Annotated in this window: 16 protein-coding genes; 8 read left to right on the top strand and 8 right to left on the bottom strand. The window is 39.1% G+C overall.

The features are described from left to right. Positions 1 to 90 precede the first annotated feature (90 nt). The 8 genes from M5E07_RS05520 (at position 91) to M5E07_RS05485 (ending at position 6,255) form a co-directional block, all read left to right on the top strand. The gene (locus tag M5E07_RS05520) at positions 91 to 630 is read left to right on the top strand and encodes a gamma carbonic anhydrase family protein (protein WP_252223710.1); all 540 of its coding nucleotides are present in this window, start codon (positions 91 to 93) and stop codon (positions 628 to 630) included. Positions 631 to 726: 96 nt separating this feature from the next. Further along, the gene (locus M5E07_RS05515) at positions 727 to 1,044 is read left to right on the top strand and encodes a hypothetical protein (protein ID WP_252222740.1); all 318 of its coding nucleotides are present in this window, start codon (positions 727 to 729) and stop codon (positions 1,042 to 1,044) included. Between the two features lie 55 nt (positions 1,045 to 1,099). Continuing rightward, entirely contained in the window at positions 1,100 to 1,267 is a 168-nt protein-coding gene (locus M5E07_RS05510; protein ID WP_252222737.1) for a hypothetical protein, read from the top strand. Between the two features lie 461 nt (positions 1,268 to 1,728). Next, on the top strand, positions 1,729 to 2,214 hold the full coding sequence (locus M5E07_RS05505) for an NUDIX hydrolase (RefSeq protein WP_252222735.1): 486 nt from the start codon (positions 1,729 to 1,731) through the stop codon (positions 2,212 to 2,214). Positions 2,215 to 2,218: 4 nt separating this feature from the next. After that, positions 2,219 to 3,355 carry a tRNA 2-thiouridine(34) synthase MnmA gene (gene mnmA / locus M5E07_RS05500; protein ID WP_252222732.1) on the top strand — a complete coding sequence of 379 codons (1,137 nt, stop codon included), beginning with the start codon at positions 2,219 to 2,221 and terminating at the stop codon, positions 3,353 to 3,355. 14 nt (positions 3,356 to 3,369) lie between these two features. Beyond that, positions 3,370 to 4,101, top strand: coding sequence for a high frequency lysogenization protein HflD (hflD, locus tag M5E07_RS05495; RefSeq protein ID WP_116759233.1), 732 nt, complete (start codon positions 3,370 to 3,372; stop codon positions 4,099 to 4,101). A 57-nt stretch (positions 4,102 to 4,158) separates the two neighbouring features. Continuing rightward, positions 4,159 to 5,547: an adenylosuccinate lyase gene (gene purB, locus M5E07_RS05490; protein WP_116759232.1), complete on the top strand. Its 1,389-nt coding sequence runs from the start codon at positions 4,159 to 4,161 to the stop codon at positions 5,545 to 5,547. A gap of 72 nt (positions 5,548 to 5,619) precedes the next feature. After that, the gene (locus M5E07_RS05485) at positions 5,620 to 6,255 is read left to right on the top strand and encodes a DUF2238 domain-containing protein (protein WP_252222729.1); all 636 of its coding nucleotides are present in this window, start codon (positions 5,620 to 5,622) and stop codon (positions 6,253 to 6,255) included. A 62-nt stretch (positions 6,256 to 6,317) separates the two neighbouring features. On the opposite strand, the gene M5E07_RS05480 is transcribed toward M5E07_RS05485, so the two are convergent. From M5E07_RS05480 to M5E07_RS05445, 8 genes are all read right to left on the bottom strand, one after another. Next, positions 6,318 to 6,734, bottom strand: a complete 417-nt coding sequence (locus tag M5E07_RS05480) for a hypothetical protein (protein WP_252222726.1) — start codon at positions 6,732 to 6,734, stop codon at positions 6,318 to 6,320. Positions 6,735 to 6,842: 108 nt separating this feature from the next. After that, positions 6,843 to 7,805: a protease SohB gene (sohB, locus tag M5E07_RS05475; RefSeq protein ID WP_252222723.1), complete on the bottom strand. Its 963-nt coding sequence runs from the start codon at positions 7,803 to 7,805 to the stop codon at positions 6,843 to 6,845. A gap of 198 nt (positions 7,806 to 8,003) precedes the next feature. Then, positions 8,004 to 8,915, bottom strand: coding sequence for a phosphate ABC transporter ATP-binding protein PstB (gene pstB, locus M5E07_RS05470; protein ID WP_116759228.1), 912 nt, complete (start codon positions 8,913 to 8,915; stop codon positions 8,004 to 8,006). A 13-nt stretch (positions 8,916 to 8,928) separates the two neighbouring features. Further along, a complete protein-coding gene (pstA, locus tag M5E07_RS05465; RefSeq protein ID WP_116759227.1) occupies positions 8,929 to 10,320 on the bottom strand; it encodes a phosphate ABC transporter permease PstA in 1,392 nt (463 codons plus the stop codon). Next, the gene (gene pstC, locus M5E07_RS05460; protein ID WP_116759226.1) at positions 10,317 to 11,696 is read right to left on the bottom strand and encodes a phosphate ABC transporter permease subunit PstC; all 1,380 of its coding nucleotides are present in this window, start codon (positions 11,694 to 11,696) and stop codon (positions 10,317 to 10,319) included. The genes pstA and pstC overlap by 4 nt, the downstream gene beginning before the upstream one ends. A gap of 99 nt (positions 11,697 to 11,795) precedes the next feature. Further along, positions 11,796 to 12,821: a substrate-binding domain-containing protein gene (locus M5E07_RS05455; protein ID WP_252222720.1), complete on the bottom strand. Its 1,026-nt coding sequence runs from the start codon at positions 12,819 to 12,821 to the stop codon at positions 11,796 to 11,798. A gap of 466 nt (positions 12,822 to 13,287) precedes the next feature. Then, positions 13,288 to 14,670 carry an amino acid permease gene (locus M5E07_RS05450; protein WP_252222717.1) on the bottom strand — a complete coding sequence of 461 codons (1,383 nt, stop codon included), beginning with the start codon at positions 14,668 to 14,670 and terminating at the stop codon, positions 13,288 to 13,290. 133 nt (positions 14,671 to 14,803) lie between these two features. Next, on the bottom strand, positions 14,804 to 16,528 hold the full coding sequence (locus tag M5E07_RS05445; protein WP_252222714.1) for an alpha-keto acid decarboxylase family protein: 1,725 nt from the start codon (positions 16,526 to 16,528) through the stop codon (positions 14,804 to 14,806). Positions 16,529 to 16,573 lie beyond the last annotated feature (45 nt).

Genomic DNA, 16,573 nt, shown 5'->3' with positions numbered 1-16,573 from the left:
CTTAAACTAAAGTTAAAGCATTCGTATGTAAATACGAGTGCTTTTTTCTTTTATACTCTGCTCTAAATTGCTGAATGATGCTGTATGAACATGAAAAAAAATATCCGTCCTTATCTAAATAGCAAACCAAAGATTGATGCAAGCTGCTATGTTGATGATGCCTCTATTGTGATTGGAGATGTCGTACTGGCAGATCATGTTTCCGTATGGCCTTTCGCAGTGATTCGCGGCGATGTAAATAGTATTCGCATTGGCAAATACAGTAATGTGCAAGATCACTGCATGCTGCATGTTAGCCATAAAAATGATGCTAAACCGAACGGTTCTCCTCTTATTATTGGTGAAGATGTCACGATTGGACATCATGTCACTTTACATGGCTGTACCATTGGCAATCGTGTATTGGTCGGAATCAACAGTATTGTTTTAGATGATGTGATTATCGAAGATGATGTAATGATTGGCGCAGGTAGTTTAGTTCCACCTCGTAAACGTTTGGAAAGTGGATATCTCTATGTCGGTAGCCCAGTGCAAAAATCGCGTCCTTTAACCGATAAAGAAAAAGAGTTTTTAACTTACTCTGCACGACATTATGTGAAAGTGGCAAATAATTACCGAGAACAAGATTAATCATTTAGAATTTTCTTATTTCATACTTTTTATAAGTGCGTTTAACACATCTCATCTATGTAGACAAATATTGATTCAAATTCTGAGTAACCGTTAATGCTATATAAATTTAATACATCACAATTCATAAAAATCTTTTTCACAGGAATGATTTTATCTTCAACAACTGCTTTTGCTGATGCAACTCAATGCAAGAAAGATTATGACAAAGTCATTTCCAAAGAAATAACCCAAATGAGTACTGCATTAAATAGCTCTAATTATCAATATATTGCAGAAAAATCAGATTCATCTATTATTGAACTTTCAGGTGGTAAAGAAAACTATAATGCCATTCTAGCACTCGCAGCTAACTCCTTTAAAAATAGAAATATCCAAGTCAAGAAAATCGATATTCAGCCACCACAAAAATAGTTATATTTTTGGAAAAAAAGAGTTTTGTATCATTCCCAAACAACTGACTATCTTAATGAATGGCAAAGCTATGACAGGAGATAAGTCATTTATGCTCGCTGTACGCCCACTTGAATCTCAGGAGTGGAAGTATATAGATGGTGCTGGCTTAAAGAAAAATCCAGATATGCTCTACACTCTATTTTCTGAAATTCCTCGTGACAAAAATATAATCCCAGAATAATTTAATTTTAAATAAACTGTAAATGTAGCCTTATTCCAATTCAGATCATTTACAGCTTATAAAGTATTTCTATTGCTAAACCTATTTTCTATCGTTAAATTCTAGATTCAACCTTAATGGAGTATTAAAATTTTTTAAATACAACTCTGAAAAAATAGAGAATGTTCAAGATTTTGGTGAGATTATCACCAAAATTCAAAAGTTTCTTTCAAAATTTGAAAATTGCTTTACAAAGCTAACGCCTTCCCTGAAAAAATTAACAAGTGAGCTATAATTATATTTAAACTTAAAAATGCATCTTTACTCAAACCATTTCATCAATCAATGAAGATCTAAGAAATAAATAAAACAGCATGATTAAACCAACAGAGGATTGATTCCCCCAAAGAAAACTGCCTGTCAACATAGCCACCGCCTTCTAAATTTTGTAGAATACTCCTTTTATTCCATGGTACTTTTTTATGACCGCTTGGGCAGCTCATGTCACTGTAGCTACTGTCGTTGAAAAAGACGGAAAGTTTCTGTTTGTCGAAGAATATAGCGAAGGCATTACACATACGGTATTTAACCAACCTGCTGGGCATGTTGAATGTGGTGAAAGCATTATTCAAGCGGCTGTTCGTGAAACTATGGAAGAAACAGGTCATGCGGTTGAAGTAGATGCTCTATTAGGCATTTATACTTACACTCCACCCATGTTTCCTGACCGTACTTATTTTAGATTTTGTTTTTTAGCACATGTTCTAGAGTATTTTCCTGAAGCTGAACTCGATCAAGGGATTATCGGTCCAAAATGGATGACCTTGGATGAACTTCAAGAAACTGCTCGCGCCCGTAGCCCGTTAGTGATTAAAGCAGTGAAAGATGCGCTCGCTGGGCAACAATACCCTTTATCGCTCATTTATGAGCACCAAAACTCTCCTCTTATCTCAAATCTGGATGCTTAATCCTATGCAACAACGTGTCATCGTCGGTATGTCTGGTGGTGTAGATTCTTCTGTATCTGCAGCACTTCTTCTTCAACAAGGATATCAAGTTGAAGGACTTTTCATGAAGAACTGGGAAGAAGATGACGGCACGGAATATTGTACCGCAATGGAAGACCTTGCCGATGCGCAAGCCGTTTGCGATAAAATTGGAATTAAATTACATACTGCCAATTTCGCCATGGAATATTGGGATCGTGTATTTGAACACTTCCTTGCTGAATATGCCGCAGGTCGTACCCCAAACCCAGATATCTTGTGTAATAAAGAAATTAAATTCCGTGCCTTCCTCGACCATGCCGTGAATTTAGGTGCGGATTTTATTGCCACAGGTCATTATTGCCGTCGCGGTGAAACTCTGACCAACTCACGTGGTGAAGAATATGCGCCATTACTACGTGGTTTAGATCAAAACAAAGACCAAACTTATTTCTTACATGCCGTACATGGCCGTGAAATTAATAAAACCTTGTTCCCTGTGGGTGAAATTGAAAAACCAGAAGTTCGTCGCATTGCCGAAGAACTTGGCTTAGCTACTGCAAAGAAAAAAGATTCAACAGGTATTTGTTTTATTGGAGAACGCCGATTTAATGACTTCTTGAAACAATACTTACCCGCTCAACCCGGAAAAATTGTATTGGATAACGGGAAAGAGGTTGGTGATCATCACGGCTTAATGTACTATACGCTCGGTCAGCGTGGCGGCATTGGCATTGGTGGTATGAAAGGTGCTGACGAAGGTGCTTGGTTCGTCTTACATAAAGATATTGAACATAACCGCCTTGTGGTCGGTCAAGGTCATGATCACCCCTTAATGCAAAGTACAATGCTTTGGAGTGAAGCGATTGACTGGGTTGCAGGTGAACAAGACATCCCTGTTACAGGTTTCCGCTGTACGGCAAAAACCCGTTATCGCCAGCCCGACCAAGCTTGCGTATTATATAAAGATGACACAATGCCAAATGGTGTTCGCGTTGAATTTGATGAATCACAACGTGCTGTTACTCCAGGTCAGAGTGTCGTGTTTTATTTAGATGATATTTGTTTAGGTGGTGGTGTCATTCATCATACCAATGCCCCTAAGCCAGATTTTATTGCATAAAAGGATTGTTCGGTATGGTTGAGTTACCGTTTCAACAGCCTCAAACTTTAAGTCAACGCCAAAATCGTGCATTGGCGCTTGCGGCTGTGTTTCAGGCAACACAACTCACCCATATGACAGCTATTTCTGGGCGACAGAGCATCGGAGATAGCGGGAATTTCTATTTAGAACAGCTCATTAAAGCCAGCCTAAATATCCGTCCAACGTCCAATCAATCCTGTCAAACCTTAGATTTTTTCAATCAACTTGCTGATATCTCTCTAGGATTGAAAACCCTAGAAAGCAGTATTACCCAACCGTTTAATCCTGCACCGAAATCCCGCTTACCCAAACTCTCGAATGCCAAGCTTCCCATGTCCTATGCTATGGCATTATTACAATTAGAAAAAAAGGTCTACAGTAATCCAAAGTTTGTAGAAATTATTGAAAAATCACAGCAAAAAATTCTAAAACAACTCTCTTTTTTCGACAATAACTATACGCATCCGAGCATTCTTGCCAACTTAGCCCAAACCTATGTCGATACCGCAGGACAAATTAATCCTCGTATTATGGTGCGTGGCAATGCAGAAGCATTTAAGGATACAGCGCATACCAACCGAATTCGTGCTGCCCTCTTTACTGGTCTACAAATGGCACATTTGTGGCGTCAGCTTGGAGGAAGCTCTTGGGGCATGATTTTTAGCAAACGTAAACTGCTCCAAGACATTCAAGATCTCGCTCGTTTACAGTATCAGGTGATCTAACCTCATGCTGTACGAAATTTTCGTTTTACGTTTTATTCCAAAGTTTAAGGAATCACCATGAACGCTTTAACTGCACTTTCTCCATTAGATGGACGTTACGCTAGCAAATGTGATGCTTTGCGTCCTTTCCTCTCTGAGTTTGGTTTAATCCATGCTCGTGTGACTGTTGAAGTGCGCTGGTTGCAAGCGCTTGCGAACCACCCTGAAATTGTTGAAGTTCCAGCGTTTAGTGCTGAAACAAATGCAGCTTTAGATGCTATCGTTACTCAATTTTCTGAAGACGATGCCAACCGTATTAAAGACATTGAACGCACAACCAACCATGATGTAAAAGCGGTTGAATATTTCTTAAAAGAGAAAATTGCCAATATTGATGAACTTAAAAATGCGGGTGAATTTATTCATTTTGCATGTACCTCTGAAGACATCAATAACTTGTCTCATGCATTAATGCTCAAAAGTGGTCGTGATGTATTGGTTGCATCTATGCAGCAAATTATTGATGCAATTGCAGCATTGGCTGAAAAACACGCTGAACAGCCTATGCTTTCTCGTACACACGGTCAAACTGCCAGCCCAACAACTTTGGGTAAAGAAATGGCGAATGTTGCATACCGTTTAGCACGCCAAATTAAACAATTCCAAAATGTTGAATTACTAGGCAAAATTAACGGTGCTGTAGGTAACTACAATGCGCATTTATCTGCCTACCCAGACATCAACTGGCCTGCACACTCACAAGCTTTTGTTGAATCTTTAGGTTTAGACTTTAACCCGTACACGACACAAATTGAGCCACATGACTACATGGCGGAACTTTTTGATGCATTACGTCGTTTCAACACCATTTTGGTCGATTTTAACCGTGATGTATGGGGTTATATTTCTTTAGGTTTCTTCAAACAAAAACTTAAAGATGGTGAAGTCGGTTCTTCAACTATGCCACACAAAGTAAATCCAATTGACTTCGAAAACTCTGAAGGTAACTTGGGTCTTGCCAATGCTGTATTGGCACATTTGGGCGAAAAATTACCAATCTCTCGCTGGCAGCGCGACTTAACTGACTCAACTGTTCTGCGTAACATGGGTGTTGGTTTTGCTCAAAGCTTAATTGCATTTGAAGCTTGCTTAAAAGGTATTGGTAAACTTGAATTGAATGCAGCCCGTATTCTTGAAGATTTAGACAATGCTCAAGAAGTACTTGCAGAACCTATTCAAACAGTGATGCGTCGTTATAACGTCGAAAAGCCATACGAAAAATTAAAAGCGCTTACTCGTGGTCAAGCCATGACGCGTGAGATGATGCTAGACTTCGTAAATGGTACTGAACTTGAAGCTGTGCCTGCTGCGGATCGCGCACGTTTAGCGGAAATGACGCCTGCAAGCTACACAGGTAATGCTGCTGAACAAGCAAAACAAATTAAAGATTTAATTGCTAAAATCTAATTTGCTGTTAATTTAAAAAGCGAAGCTTAGGCTTCGCTTTTTTATGCTTAACTATTTATATGAATAAATTTAATGATCGAATACCAACTTACTTTTAAACACTGGATTTGTTTAGCGATTGTTGCTGCTACAATTTCAATTGCCAGTATTCATCCATTAGAATTTGAATCGTATTTACTTCATCAAGCAGGAACCATTTTTATGCTGCTTGTGTTGTACATTACTTTGAAAAAAATAGGCTTAAGCTTTGTCAATTTTGCTCTTTATTTAGCTTTTCTTTTGATCCATATTTTAGCAGCTCATTATTTATATTCTTATGTACCTTATAACGAATGGATCCTGCAAGTTTTTCATTTTGATTTAAATCAAACTATGGGCTGGACTCGCAACATGTATGATCGTTGGGTGCATTTGGCTTATGGTCTTCTGCTTTACCCTTTTTTCTATCGTGTATTTCAAGTTTGGTTACCTAACCTTAAACCTTATGTGCTTTTTCTATTGGTGATTCAATTTGTAATGGCAACCAGCCTGATTTATGAATGGATTGAATGGTTGATTGCTATTCAACTTTCTCCCGAAGATGCAGAAAATTACAATGGGCAGCAAGGTGATATCTGGGATGCCCATGTGGACATGCTGCTTGCAACTTTAGGTGCCATGATCACAGGCGGTATTTATTTGCTGCAACAAGCTAAAGCTAAGAACTAATTTATCTGGCTAATGAAAATCAATGCATATGAAACTTAAATAAATCATTTAAATGCTATTCGCTACTCATCAATCCATCTTAGAATTTTGGACTCAGCCAAACCCGTATTTTTAAACTTATCCAGATATTCAAAACAAACGTATTCTCCTTTTGATTTTCTTAGCAGTTTTTCATCAAATAACAGATGCCTATTGTATTCAGAATGCTCAAATTGAATGGCTATTCGTTCAAAATGGTCATGTTTAATTGCATATTTTTTATAGAACTTGACCACTCCACAGGCTTGTGACGTTTCGGTCGGTTGATCAGCTTTCAAATACACAGCCAAAATCAAAACAAGGACGCTCGGAATAAACGCAAGAAAAAAAGTCATCTTTTTCTGGTCCTCATTTTTCTCATTTGCGTCCATATACATAGCACAATATATCGGACAAATAATCAAAATTAGAAAACCAATAAATCCTAAAAATGTATCCATAACAGTTTAAATTGTGATGTATTTTTATTAATTCAAAGCACTATAGCATTTCTCAGCCATAAAAAAGCCCACCGAAGTGAGCTTATAAATCATGATCTTAATAAAATCTTATAATTTAGGATCACGCATTTGCACCAAATTTACATTTGCATTGCTTAAACTTTCCATCACTTTATACATCACACTTGGAACCAAGTGATCTGCAATTTGTGCTGCCTGTAAACCAATTTTTTCACCCAATGTAGGTTTACGACGCGTTTGAATCACATACACATCATGTTGTGGCAATAAATTAAGCAAGTATTCATCTGAAGTCTGTAGTTTATCTACCAAATTCAAATCTAGCGCATCACGACCATACCAATGTTCACCTGTTGCAACTTTTTCAACATTCAATTGTGGACGATATTTCTCTACAAAGTGCTTAAATAACTCATGGGTTTGTTGTAATTCTTCTTCAAATTTTGCTTTACCTTCAGGTGTATTTTCACCAAACATGGTCACTGTACGTTTAAATTGACCTGCTGTGTACAATTCAAAATCAACATGATGCTCTTTCAATAAACGGTTAAAGTTTGGTACTTGTGCCACAACACCAATAGAACCAACCACTGCAAAAGGCGCAGCAATAATTTCACTGGCAATACATGCCATCATGTAACCACCGCTTGCAGCAACCTTATCCACACAGATGGTTAAATGAAAGCCTGCATCACGTAGACGCACCAACTGTGCAGCAGCTAAACCATAACCATGCACCATACCACCTGGGCTTTCAAGTCTTACAACAACACGGTCACGCCCTGCTTTTGCAGTTGCCAAAATCAGGGTAATTTCTTCACGAATATTATCTACGGCAGATGCTGCTGTATCACCTTTAAAGTCTAATACATAGACTTTTTGATTATTCTTTTTACGTGCACGTGCTTCTTTCGCCAATTGTTGTGTCAGTTGTAAAAGCTCTAATTTTGAAGCAGTTGTTTGCGCAATTTTTTTTCTTTGTTCATTTACGCGCGCGTTTAAGTGACTAACTCGTATTTCCGCAGGCAACTTCGGCAATTGAAATAACATATGTAAGTAATTCTCAATTTTGTTTGGGTTGAGTATAAGATGGGGCTTTTATGGCAAAAATTCAATATCGTTTTTGCAAGAATCTCAACATAAAAAATTTCCTTGAAATCATTCACTTTCTTAATTTAAAGCAAGAAAAAGTTTAAAGGCAAAAAAAACCGCAAATTAAAATTTGCGGTTAGATTGCAGAACGTTTGATTAACCAAAACGACCTGTAATATAGGCTTCAGTTAATTGATGATCAGGTTGCGTGAAGACTTTTTCAGTCGAGTTCACCTCAATTAAATCACCTAAATGGAAGTATGCGGTGCGGTCTGATACACGTGCTGCTTGCTGCATAGAGTGAGTCACAATGGCAATGGTGTACTGCGTTGAAAGTTCAGAAATCAATTCTTCTACTTTTGCAGTCGCAATTGGGTCAAGTGCAGAACATGGTTCATCCATCAAAATCACTTCTGGGCTCACCGCAATGGTACGTGCAATACATAAACGTTGTTGCTGACCACCCGATAAACCTGTCCCAGGTTGATTCAAACGATCTTTAACTTCATCCCAAAGACCTGCTTTACGCAAGCTATTTTCAACGATTTCTTCTAGGTCATATTTATCACGTGCTAGCCCATGCAGTTTTGGCCCGTAAGCAACGTTCTCAAAAATAGACTTCGGGAATGGGTTTGGCTTTTGGAACACCATCCCTACTTGTGCACGAAGTAAAACGACATCTAGATTTGGATCATAGATATCCTGATTATCAAGCAATACTTTACCTGTCACGCGACATGAATCAATGGTGTCGTTCATACGGTTTAAAGTACGCAAAAAGGTCGATTTACCGCAACCCGAAGGACCAATAAAAGCGATGACTTCATTCTGATAAATCTGCAAATCAATGCCTTTAATGGCTTCAGCATCACCATAATAAACATGCACATCAGATGTACTGAGCTTTACTTTGGCAGTTTCATTTTCTTTTTTTGCAGATGCTTGCGTATCAAACTGTGAAATAAACGACGTTTGACGCTTTGAATCAGTTTCAGGAGATGTAAATTGAGTCTGTTGTGGATTCACTGACTTGTCCTGCTCTAAAGAGTTATTTACAACGGTATTCATATATTGCCCTCAATTACCAGCGGACTTCAAATTTCTTACGTAACCAAATTGCAAGACTGTTTAATCCAATCATTAATGCAAGGAGTACGATAATGGCTGCCGCAGTACGTCCTTCAAAGAAGTTACGTAGCTCATTACCCTGCCATAAATAAACTTGTACAGGTAATGCTGTGGCTTGATCTAATGGTGTACTTGGAATACTGGCAACAAAGGCACTCATTCCAATTAATAATAGTGGTGCAGTTTCACCCAGTGCATGTGCAACACCAATGATTGAACCTGTCATGATCCCTGGGAGTGCTAAAGGAAGCACATGATGGAATACAGTTTGAATGCGCGATGCACCCAAACCTAATGCAGCTTGGCGAATGGATGGCGGAACTGCTTTTAAAGATGCGCGTGTGGTAATAATTACCGTTGGCAAAGTCATTAAACTTAATACCAAACCACCAACCAATGGCGCAGACAATGGTAACTGCATCCAGCCAATAAATATTGCTGCACCCAACAAACCAAATACAATCGAAGGAACGGCTGCAAGGTTATTAATATTCACTTCAATAATATCGGTAATGATATTTTTTGGCGCAAATTCTTCAAGATAGATTGCTGATGCCACCCCAATTGGAATTGAGATAAAAATCACGATCAACATCATGAATAGCGATCCCATAAATGCACCCGCTAAACCTGAAGTTGCTGGCGCACTACGTGAATCTGGATTAGTGAAAATATTGGTGTTAAATGTATTTTCAATAATTCCTTTGGCTTCCATAGAATCAGCCAACTGACGTACTTCTGGACTTAATTGTTGCTGGTCATCCGAAAGACTACGGTCAATATTGCCCGCCAACCACACATCAACATTGGCGTCAGTTAACAGCTTAATGTCTTCGGTTTTACCAATCAAAGATGGATTAGCCAAGACCATATCACGCAAACGATACGATTCTGAATCGGTATAAATACTCGGTAGCTCATCACGCTGTGCTGCAAGTGTCGGATCCTTTTTAATCAGACCATTCACCAGTAAAGCATCCCAATCGACCATACCCATTTCGGTTTGCCAAGCGACATAACGCTCTTGGAACTGAGCTGGAGACTCACCTGCACGTTGTACTGGTTTAGCACCTACGTTCACGATCGTTGGGTCAAAATAAACTGGTACTGAAATACTTGTTTGCCAGAAAGCTGGTAAGCCTTTGGCTAAAATACTACCAAACAGTAAAACCACGAAGAATAAGCCAGAGATTACTGCTGCCAAGCCAAATCTACGGAAGAGTTTTTCCTTGCGGTGACGTTTAGACAAAGAACTTTCAATCATTCTTTTACGTTTTTCGCGCAATTCAGCAGCCGATTGTGAATCAAATGATTGATCCAGAGGAGAAGAATTCGATGTGCTCATTCGTATTGCTCGCGATATTTACGCACGATGTAGAGTGCAATAATGTTCAGACCCAAAGTAATGACAAATAAAGTCAGACCCAATGCAAAGGCAACCAATGCTTGAGGACTCGCAAAATCTGTATCCCCTGTCAATTGCTTTACAATCGTCACTGTTACCGTAGAAACCGCTTCAAGTGGATTTGCATGAAGTAATGGACTATTTCCTGCGGCCAGAACAACAATCATGGTTTCCCCTACCGCACGCGAAACAGCCAGTAAGAAAGCCCCTGTAATTCCAGGTAAAGCTGCTGGCAAAACCACTTTTCGGATCGTTTCAGACTTGGTTGCACCTAAACCTAAAGAACCATCACGTAATGCACGAGGCACCTGAGTGATAATGTCATCTGAAAGTGAAGATACGAATGGAATAATCATGATGCCCATCACGAAACCCGCAGTCAGTGCACTGGTCGCATTGATGTTGATACCGACTTGCTCACCGAGCATTCTAAAAAATGGACCAATGACCATCATCGCAAATACACCATAAACAATGGTTGGAATACCTGCGAGGACTTCAATGGCTGGTTTTGCCCAAGAACGAAAACCTGAAGAAGCATATTCTGCCAAGTAAATCGCAATCATGAGACCTAAAGGCACAGCAACCAGTAGTGCAATACCACTGACCATGAGTGTGCCCCAAATCAATGGAAGCAAACCATAACTGCCTTCTGCATTCCCAGAAGTACTAAAACCAGGGTTCCATTCGGTGCCAAAGAAGAAGTCCATTGGACTGACAAAACGGAAGAAATGCATTGCCTCGGTAAACATGGACATGACAATACCAACCGTGGTCAGAATCGCTACACCGGAACACAAAGCCAAACCAATATTGATGATTTTTTCAACTTGGTTACGTGCGCGGTACTGCCCTTGTACATGTTTTTTCGCCCAAACTAAACCCACTAAAGCCGTACAAATCACCACAGCCAATTTCGCAAAAGAGCCAATGCTTTCTACTTTTGCCAATTGCTGTGCTGCTGCGATTTCGTAAGGCGCTGCTTGGTCACTCACCCCAAAGCCTGATGCTATTGCTTGTACACGATCTAGCAATACTTCAACACCCGCAGCATCTAAACCACTTAACACATTTGCAGGCACATTGTTCATAACAATGTGACGCAAAATATTTGGCTCAACGATATTCCAAACAATCAAAATTAAAAAAGCAGGGATACCACACCACAACGCAACCAAGGCCCCATAATATCCTGGGCGTGAATGCAACATTGCTGAGTTATTTCCCTTACCTGCTAAGTTACGACTTTTTGCGAGACCAATTTGGTAAGCGATCGCAATCAATGCCAGTAACACGCCTATAAGTAGCAGATTCATGTATTCTCCACCGTTTTTTCAATTTTCATTCTTTGAAAAAACTCACTAAGTACAAAAAGCCAATGGTGGGAGATCCCACCATTTGCCTATTTCACCGAATTACTTAACCGCTTTGCCTGCTTTAAAATCAGCAAGGATTTTTGCACGCTCTTTGTCTGACATAGAGATCAAGCCTGCTTTTTCTAACTTAGAACCTTTACCCGATACTTTCTTACTTAAGAAGTATTCTGTGTATTGTTGCAAGCCTTTGATTGATTGAAGATGTTCACCTTTCACGTAGAAGAATAATGGACGTGAAACAGGGTAAGAACCATTCAAAATTGTCTTCTCAGATGGCGCAACATTGTTCACTGTCGCTACGCGTAACTTGTCACGGTTTTGATCATAGAAACCTAAACCAAACACACCCACTGCACTTGGAGAAGTTTTCAAGCGAGCCAAAGTTTCAGTGTAATCACCCGCAATTTCAATGACTTTGCCGTCTTTACGGAAAGATGAACATGCTTTTTTCTGAGCATCTTTGTCTAACTTTTTGAAGTAATCGTAAGATTCACAACCTGCTTCAACCATTTTCTCTTGGAACACTTCACGCGTACCGTGGTTAGAAGCTGGAATCACTAGCGTGATTGGTTCATTTGGAAGTGTTTTGTCAATTTGGTTCCAGCGTGTATATGGGTTTGGAACTAACTTGCCATTTGATGGTAATTTTTCAGCTAAAGCAGCAAATACATGGTAAGGCTTTAACTTGAATGATGCTTTGTTTGAGTTTGATGCAAAAACAATACCGTCATAACCAATTTTAATTTCTTGAATTTTATTTACACCTGCTTTTTTACAAGCAGCTAATTCTGTATCTTTAATTTTACGTGATGCATTTGCCACATCAATCGTATTGTCACCTACACCTGCACAGAATTGTTTTAAACCGCCTGAAGTACCACCAGAACCCACAACTGGAGTTTTGAATTGTGGGAAAGTATTACCAAACTCTTCAGCCACAATACTTGCATAAGGCAATACTGTTGAAGAACCAGCGATTTGAATTGTGTCACGTGCTGCATTTGCAGTTGTTGCTACAACTGAGCCTGTTACTGCCAATGCAAGTGCGATGTGGTTTAAGCGCATGCTCATCTCTCTTAATTTATATACAATTTGGAGTACGCCACTTTTTTATTCAGTTTTGTACTTTTTCGATATGTGCATTTTGATTTTAAAATATGACAAATAAGTTACAGCAATATGACGCTTTTATGATAATTACAGCTTGATGAATGATTTATTTAAAATTCTTTGATATTCAATATGTAACACAAGTTATATTCTTATTTTTATGATTTTATTTTGATCAGTAAAATGTAACAATTCATCTTAATGTCATTTAAGCATGCTGCTACGTGCACAATACAACCTCAATGCACAAGCTCAAAATTTGAAAAAATGCATTTTGATGTGCCTGGACTGCTCAAAATTTCTAACGGTATACACTACAAGCCCGACTTGAAGCATGAAATTCGATAATTAAAAAATCATGATAAAAATAATGGGCTAGCTAATTTTCATTAACTAACCCACACAATTTTTAAAATTTGAGTTATGGACTTGATTGCACTTCAGGCAATACTGCCACTTTGCTTCTATATTTAACGACGTACAGAATTGCCAAAGCAACCATCCAAATTGGGCCTAAAATAACAGCCAACCTCATGTCAGGTGTAAATGCCATAATCAATAAAATGAAACAAACAAAACCAATGGTTAAATAATTACTCCATGGGCTAAGAATGCTTTGGAACTTGGTTTGACGCCCCTGCAACTTCATGACTTTACTAAATTTTAAATGCGTAACAGAAATCATGAGCCAGTTAATTACCAACGCAGCCACCACCAACATCATAAAGAACTGAAAAGCTTGACCTGGAATTAAATAATTCACCAAGACACAGAGTGCCGTGATTGATGCCGATACAATTGTAGCAGGGACAGGAATACCGCGGCTGTTAATTTTTTTCAACAATGCAGGTGCATTACCCTGCTCCGCCAAACCATGCAGCATGCGAGTATTGCAGTAAATACAACTGTTATAGACAGAAATTGCAGCGATTAACACCACAAAGTTCAAAACGTTCGCAACACCATTACTGTTCAGCGACTGGAAAATTAATACAAATGGGCTACCGCCTTCTGCCACCATATTCCATGGATAAAGACACAATAAAATACCAATTGCACCAATATAGAAAATCAAAATACGATAGACAATTTGATTGACGGCTTTAGGAATAGTGGTTTCTGGCTGTTTGGTTTCTGCTGCTGCAATTCCAATCAATTCCAAACCACCAAAGGCGAACATAATGACCGCCAATGCCATAACAAAACCATGTATACCATGTGGAAAAAATCCACCATGCTGCCATAAATTGGCAATACCTGCTTGCGGCCCTGCCGAACCCGATAACAGTAAATAAGCCCCAAACCCAATCATGCTCAAAATCGCAACAATCTTAATAAAAGAAAATATAAATTCTGATTCGCCAAAGAAGCGAACATTAACCAAATTAATGCCATTCATCAAAATAAAGAAAAACAAAGCGGTAAGCCACGTTGGAATTTCAGGCCACCAAAACTGAACAAATGTACCGATTGCACTTAATTCAGCCATGCTGACCAGTACATACAGGACCCAATAATTCCAGCCTGACATAAAGCCTGCCATCTTGCCCCAATATTTATTGGCAAAATGACTAAATGAACCACTGACGGGCTCTTCAACCACCATTTCCCCTAGCTGACGCATAATTAAAAAGGCAATAACTCCTGCAATTGCATAGCCGAGTAAAATAGAAGGTCCTGCCAACTTAATGGTTTGTGAAAGTCCTAAAAATAACCCTGTACCAATTGCGCCACCTAAGGCAATCAATTGAATATGTCGATTCGACAAGCCTTGTTTCAAAGCATGCTGATTGTGTTCATCCATACATTTTCTCCATTATAAGTGTCACATCCTGTACACCATTATTCAGCACTAGACCGAAGACCTATAATTGACCTTCGGACTGAATATGCTTTAATTTAATTCCATTTTTTAAAAAGACGCTCCGGTCTTTAGCTTAAAACGAGCTTGCTTTCTTACATTCCACTGCATTGGAACGCTGGGTTAAAATTTCATAACCACGATCACCATAATCAAATCGTGCAATTACATTGGCGAATTTTTTCAGACTCAAGGGTGCATCCATAGCAGGTAACTTTAATTCCACAAAAGTCAGGCTATCTTGAAGATGGATATTGTCTAAGACTGACTGCAATTGCCCCACTGTTTCTACCACACAAGATTGATAAGCTTGTGTTCCATTGAACACTGCTGGAATTTCTGCATAGTTCCAGTTTTGAATATCGTTATATGCAGCATTTTCCCCCATGATTAAGCGCTCGATGGTATAACCGCCATTATTGAGTAAGAAAATAATAGGTTTTAAACCATGACGAATAATCGTGGAAAGCTCCTGTACAGTTAATTGGAATGAACCATCACCAATAAACAAAATTTGTCGGCGTTCTGGGGCAGCCAGCAGACTTCCCAGTAAAGCAGGCAAAGTATAACCAATAGAACCCCAAAGTGGCTGAGAAATATATTTTGCTGTGGCAGGTAGCTTTAAACCCGATAGTGCAGAGTTTGAAGTTCCAACTTCTCCGATAATCACATCATCATCTTTAAAGAAACCTGAGATGGCATTCCAAAGCAGCTCTTGACTCAGTTTTTGCTGTTCAGCAACTTCATGTTTTCTCTGTGCAGGCTGCTGAGTCACAACAGGTTGCGGTGCTTTACGTGGTGCTACTTTCTTATTTAATTCAACCAACAGTTGACCTATTTCTATCCCAGGCACATCCTGTCCAAAAATATTCAAACCATAAGGTTTAATTTCAATGTAATTTTGAGTGGCTATTTGATGCGTAAACACTGCTGAGCCTACATCAGTAAAGCGAACCCCAATACCAATTAAACAGTCCGACTGTTCAATCACATTTTTTACATGTGGCTGACTCGCCCCGCCCACATAAGTTCCGATATAACGCGGTGAGCCTTCATCCATAATATTTTTTGCTGTATTCATACCAGCAAATGGAATCGAGCACTTGTTAGATAAATCATGTAATAGAGAGGTCACCCCAAAAACAGCAGCCTCATTGTCAATCAACAATGCTGGGCTTTTTGCTTTTGCCAAAATGCCACACAACTGATCAACGACACTACTCAGTAAATCTGGTTCAACCGATGGATAACTTAAATTGAGTGGACGCTCATCTACTTCGATTTTTACATGGGTAATATCCGACGCAAGCTGAATATGTACTGGACGACGCTCCAGAAAACACTGACGCAATACACGATCAATTTCAAAGGCTGCATTGGCAGGTGTTAAACGTGTTTGCGCCACAGTAAATTCTTTCATGCAATTCATAATATTGTCATAGTTACCATCGACCAACGTATGGTGAACCAGAATTCCTTTTTGAACTACATGTAAGGGTGGAATACCTGAAATATGCACCATCGGAACATTTTCCGCATATGCCCCAGCAATGCCATTAATTGCGCTTAAATCACCTACACCATACGTGGTTGCCAATGCTGCGAAACCGTTAATCCGAGCATAACCATCCGCTGCATAGGCTGCATTTAACTCATTACAATTGCCAATAAATTCTAGCTGAGTATCTGCTTCAACTTGTTCCAGATAGGAAAGATTGAAATCACCTGGTACACCAAAAAGATGCTGTATACCCATTTGTTTTAAACGAAGATTTAAAAATTCACCAATTTCTATGAACATTGCTCGATATCCTTTGAGACCAATTTTTTATTCCATAGAAAAATA

The sequence above is a fragment of the Acinetobacter tibetensis genome, from assembly GCF_023824315.1.
Lineage (GTDB): Bacteria > Pseudomonadota > Gammaproteobacteria > Pseudomonadales > Moraxellaceae > Acinetobacter > Acinetobacter tibetensis.
The sequence above is the reverse complement of the archived record's forward strand: the minus strand, read 5'-3'. Positions and strand labels throughout refer to the sequence as shown.

Coding starts and splice junctions, on each gene's coding strand:
- M5E07_RS05520 (WP_252223710.1), top strand. CDS start 91: ATGAAAAAAAATATCCGTCCTTATCTAAATAGCAAACCAAAGATTGAT.
- M5E07_RS05515 (WP_252222740.1), top strand. CDS start 727: ATGCTATATAAATTTAATACATCACAATTCATAAAAATCTTTTTCACA.
- M5E07_RS05510 (WP_252222737.1), top strand. CDS start 1,100: ATGAATGGCAAAGCTATGACAGGAGATAAGTCATTTATGCTCGCTGTA.
- M5E07_RS05505 (WP_252222735.1), top strand. CDS start 1,729: ATGACCGCTTGGGCAGCTCATGTCACTGTAGCTACTGTCGTTGAAAAA.
- mnmA (WP_252222732.1), top strand. CDS start 2,219: ATGCAACAACGTGTCATCGTCGGTATGTCTGGTGGTGTAGATTCTTCT.
- hflD (WP_116759233.1), top strand. CDS start 3,370: ATGGTTGAGTTACCGTTTCAACAGCCTCAAACTTTAAGTCAACGCCAA.
- purB (WP_116759232.1), top strand. CDS start 4,159: ATGAACGCTTTAACTGCACTTTCTCCATTAGATGGACGTTACGCTAGC.
- M5E07_RS05485 (WP_252222729.1), top strand. CDS start 5,620: ATGATCGAATACCAACTTACTTTTAAACACTGGATTTGTTTAGCGATT.
- M5E07_RS05480 (WP_252222726.1), bottom strand. CDS start 6,734: ATGGATACATTTTTAGGATTTATTGGTTTTCTAATTTTGATTATTTGT.
- sohB (WP_252222723.1), bottom strand. CDS start 7,805: ATGTTATTTCAATTGCCGAAGTTGCCTGCGGAAATACGAGTTAGTCAC.
- pstB (WP_116759228.1), bottom strand. CDS start 8,915: ATGAATACCGTTGTAAATAACTCTTTAGAGCAGGACAAGTCAGTGAAT.
- pstA (WP_116759227.1), bottom strand. CDS start 10,320: ATGAGCACATCGAATTCTTCTCCTCTGGATCAATCATTTGATTCACAA.
- pstC (WP_116759226.1), bottom strand. CDS start 11,696: ATGAATCTGCTACTTATAGGCGTGTTACTGGCATTGATTGCGATCGCT.
- M5E07_RS05455 (WP_252222720.1), bottom strand. CDS start 12,821: ATGCGCTTAAACCACATCGCACTTGCATTGGCAGTAACAGGCTCAGTT.
- M5E07_RS05450 (WP_252222717.1), bottom strand. CDS start 14,670: ATGGATGAACACAATCAGCATGCTTTGAAACAAGGCTTGTCGAATCGA.
- M5E07_RS05445 (WP_252222714.1), bottom strand. CDS start 16,528: ATGTTCATAGAAATTGGTGAATTTTTAAATCTTCGTTTAAAACAAATG.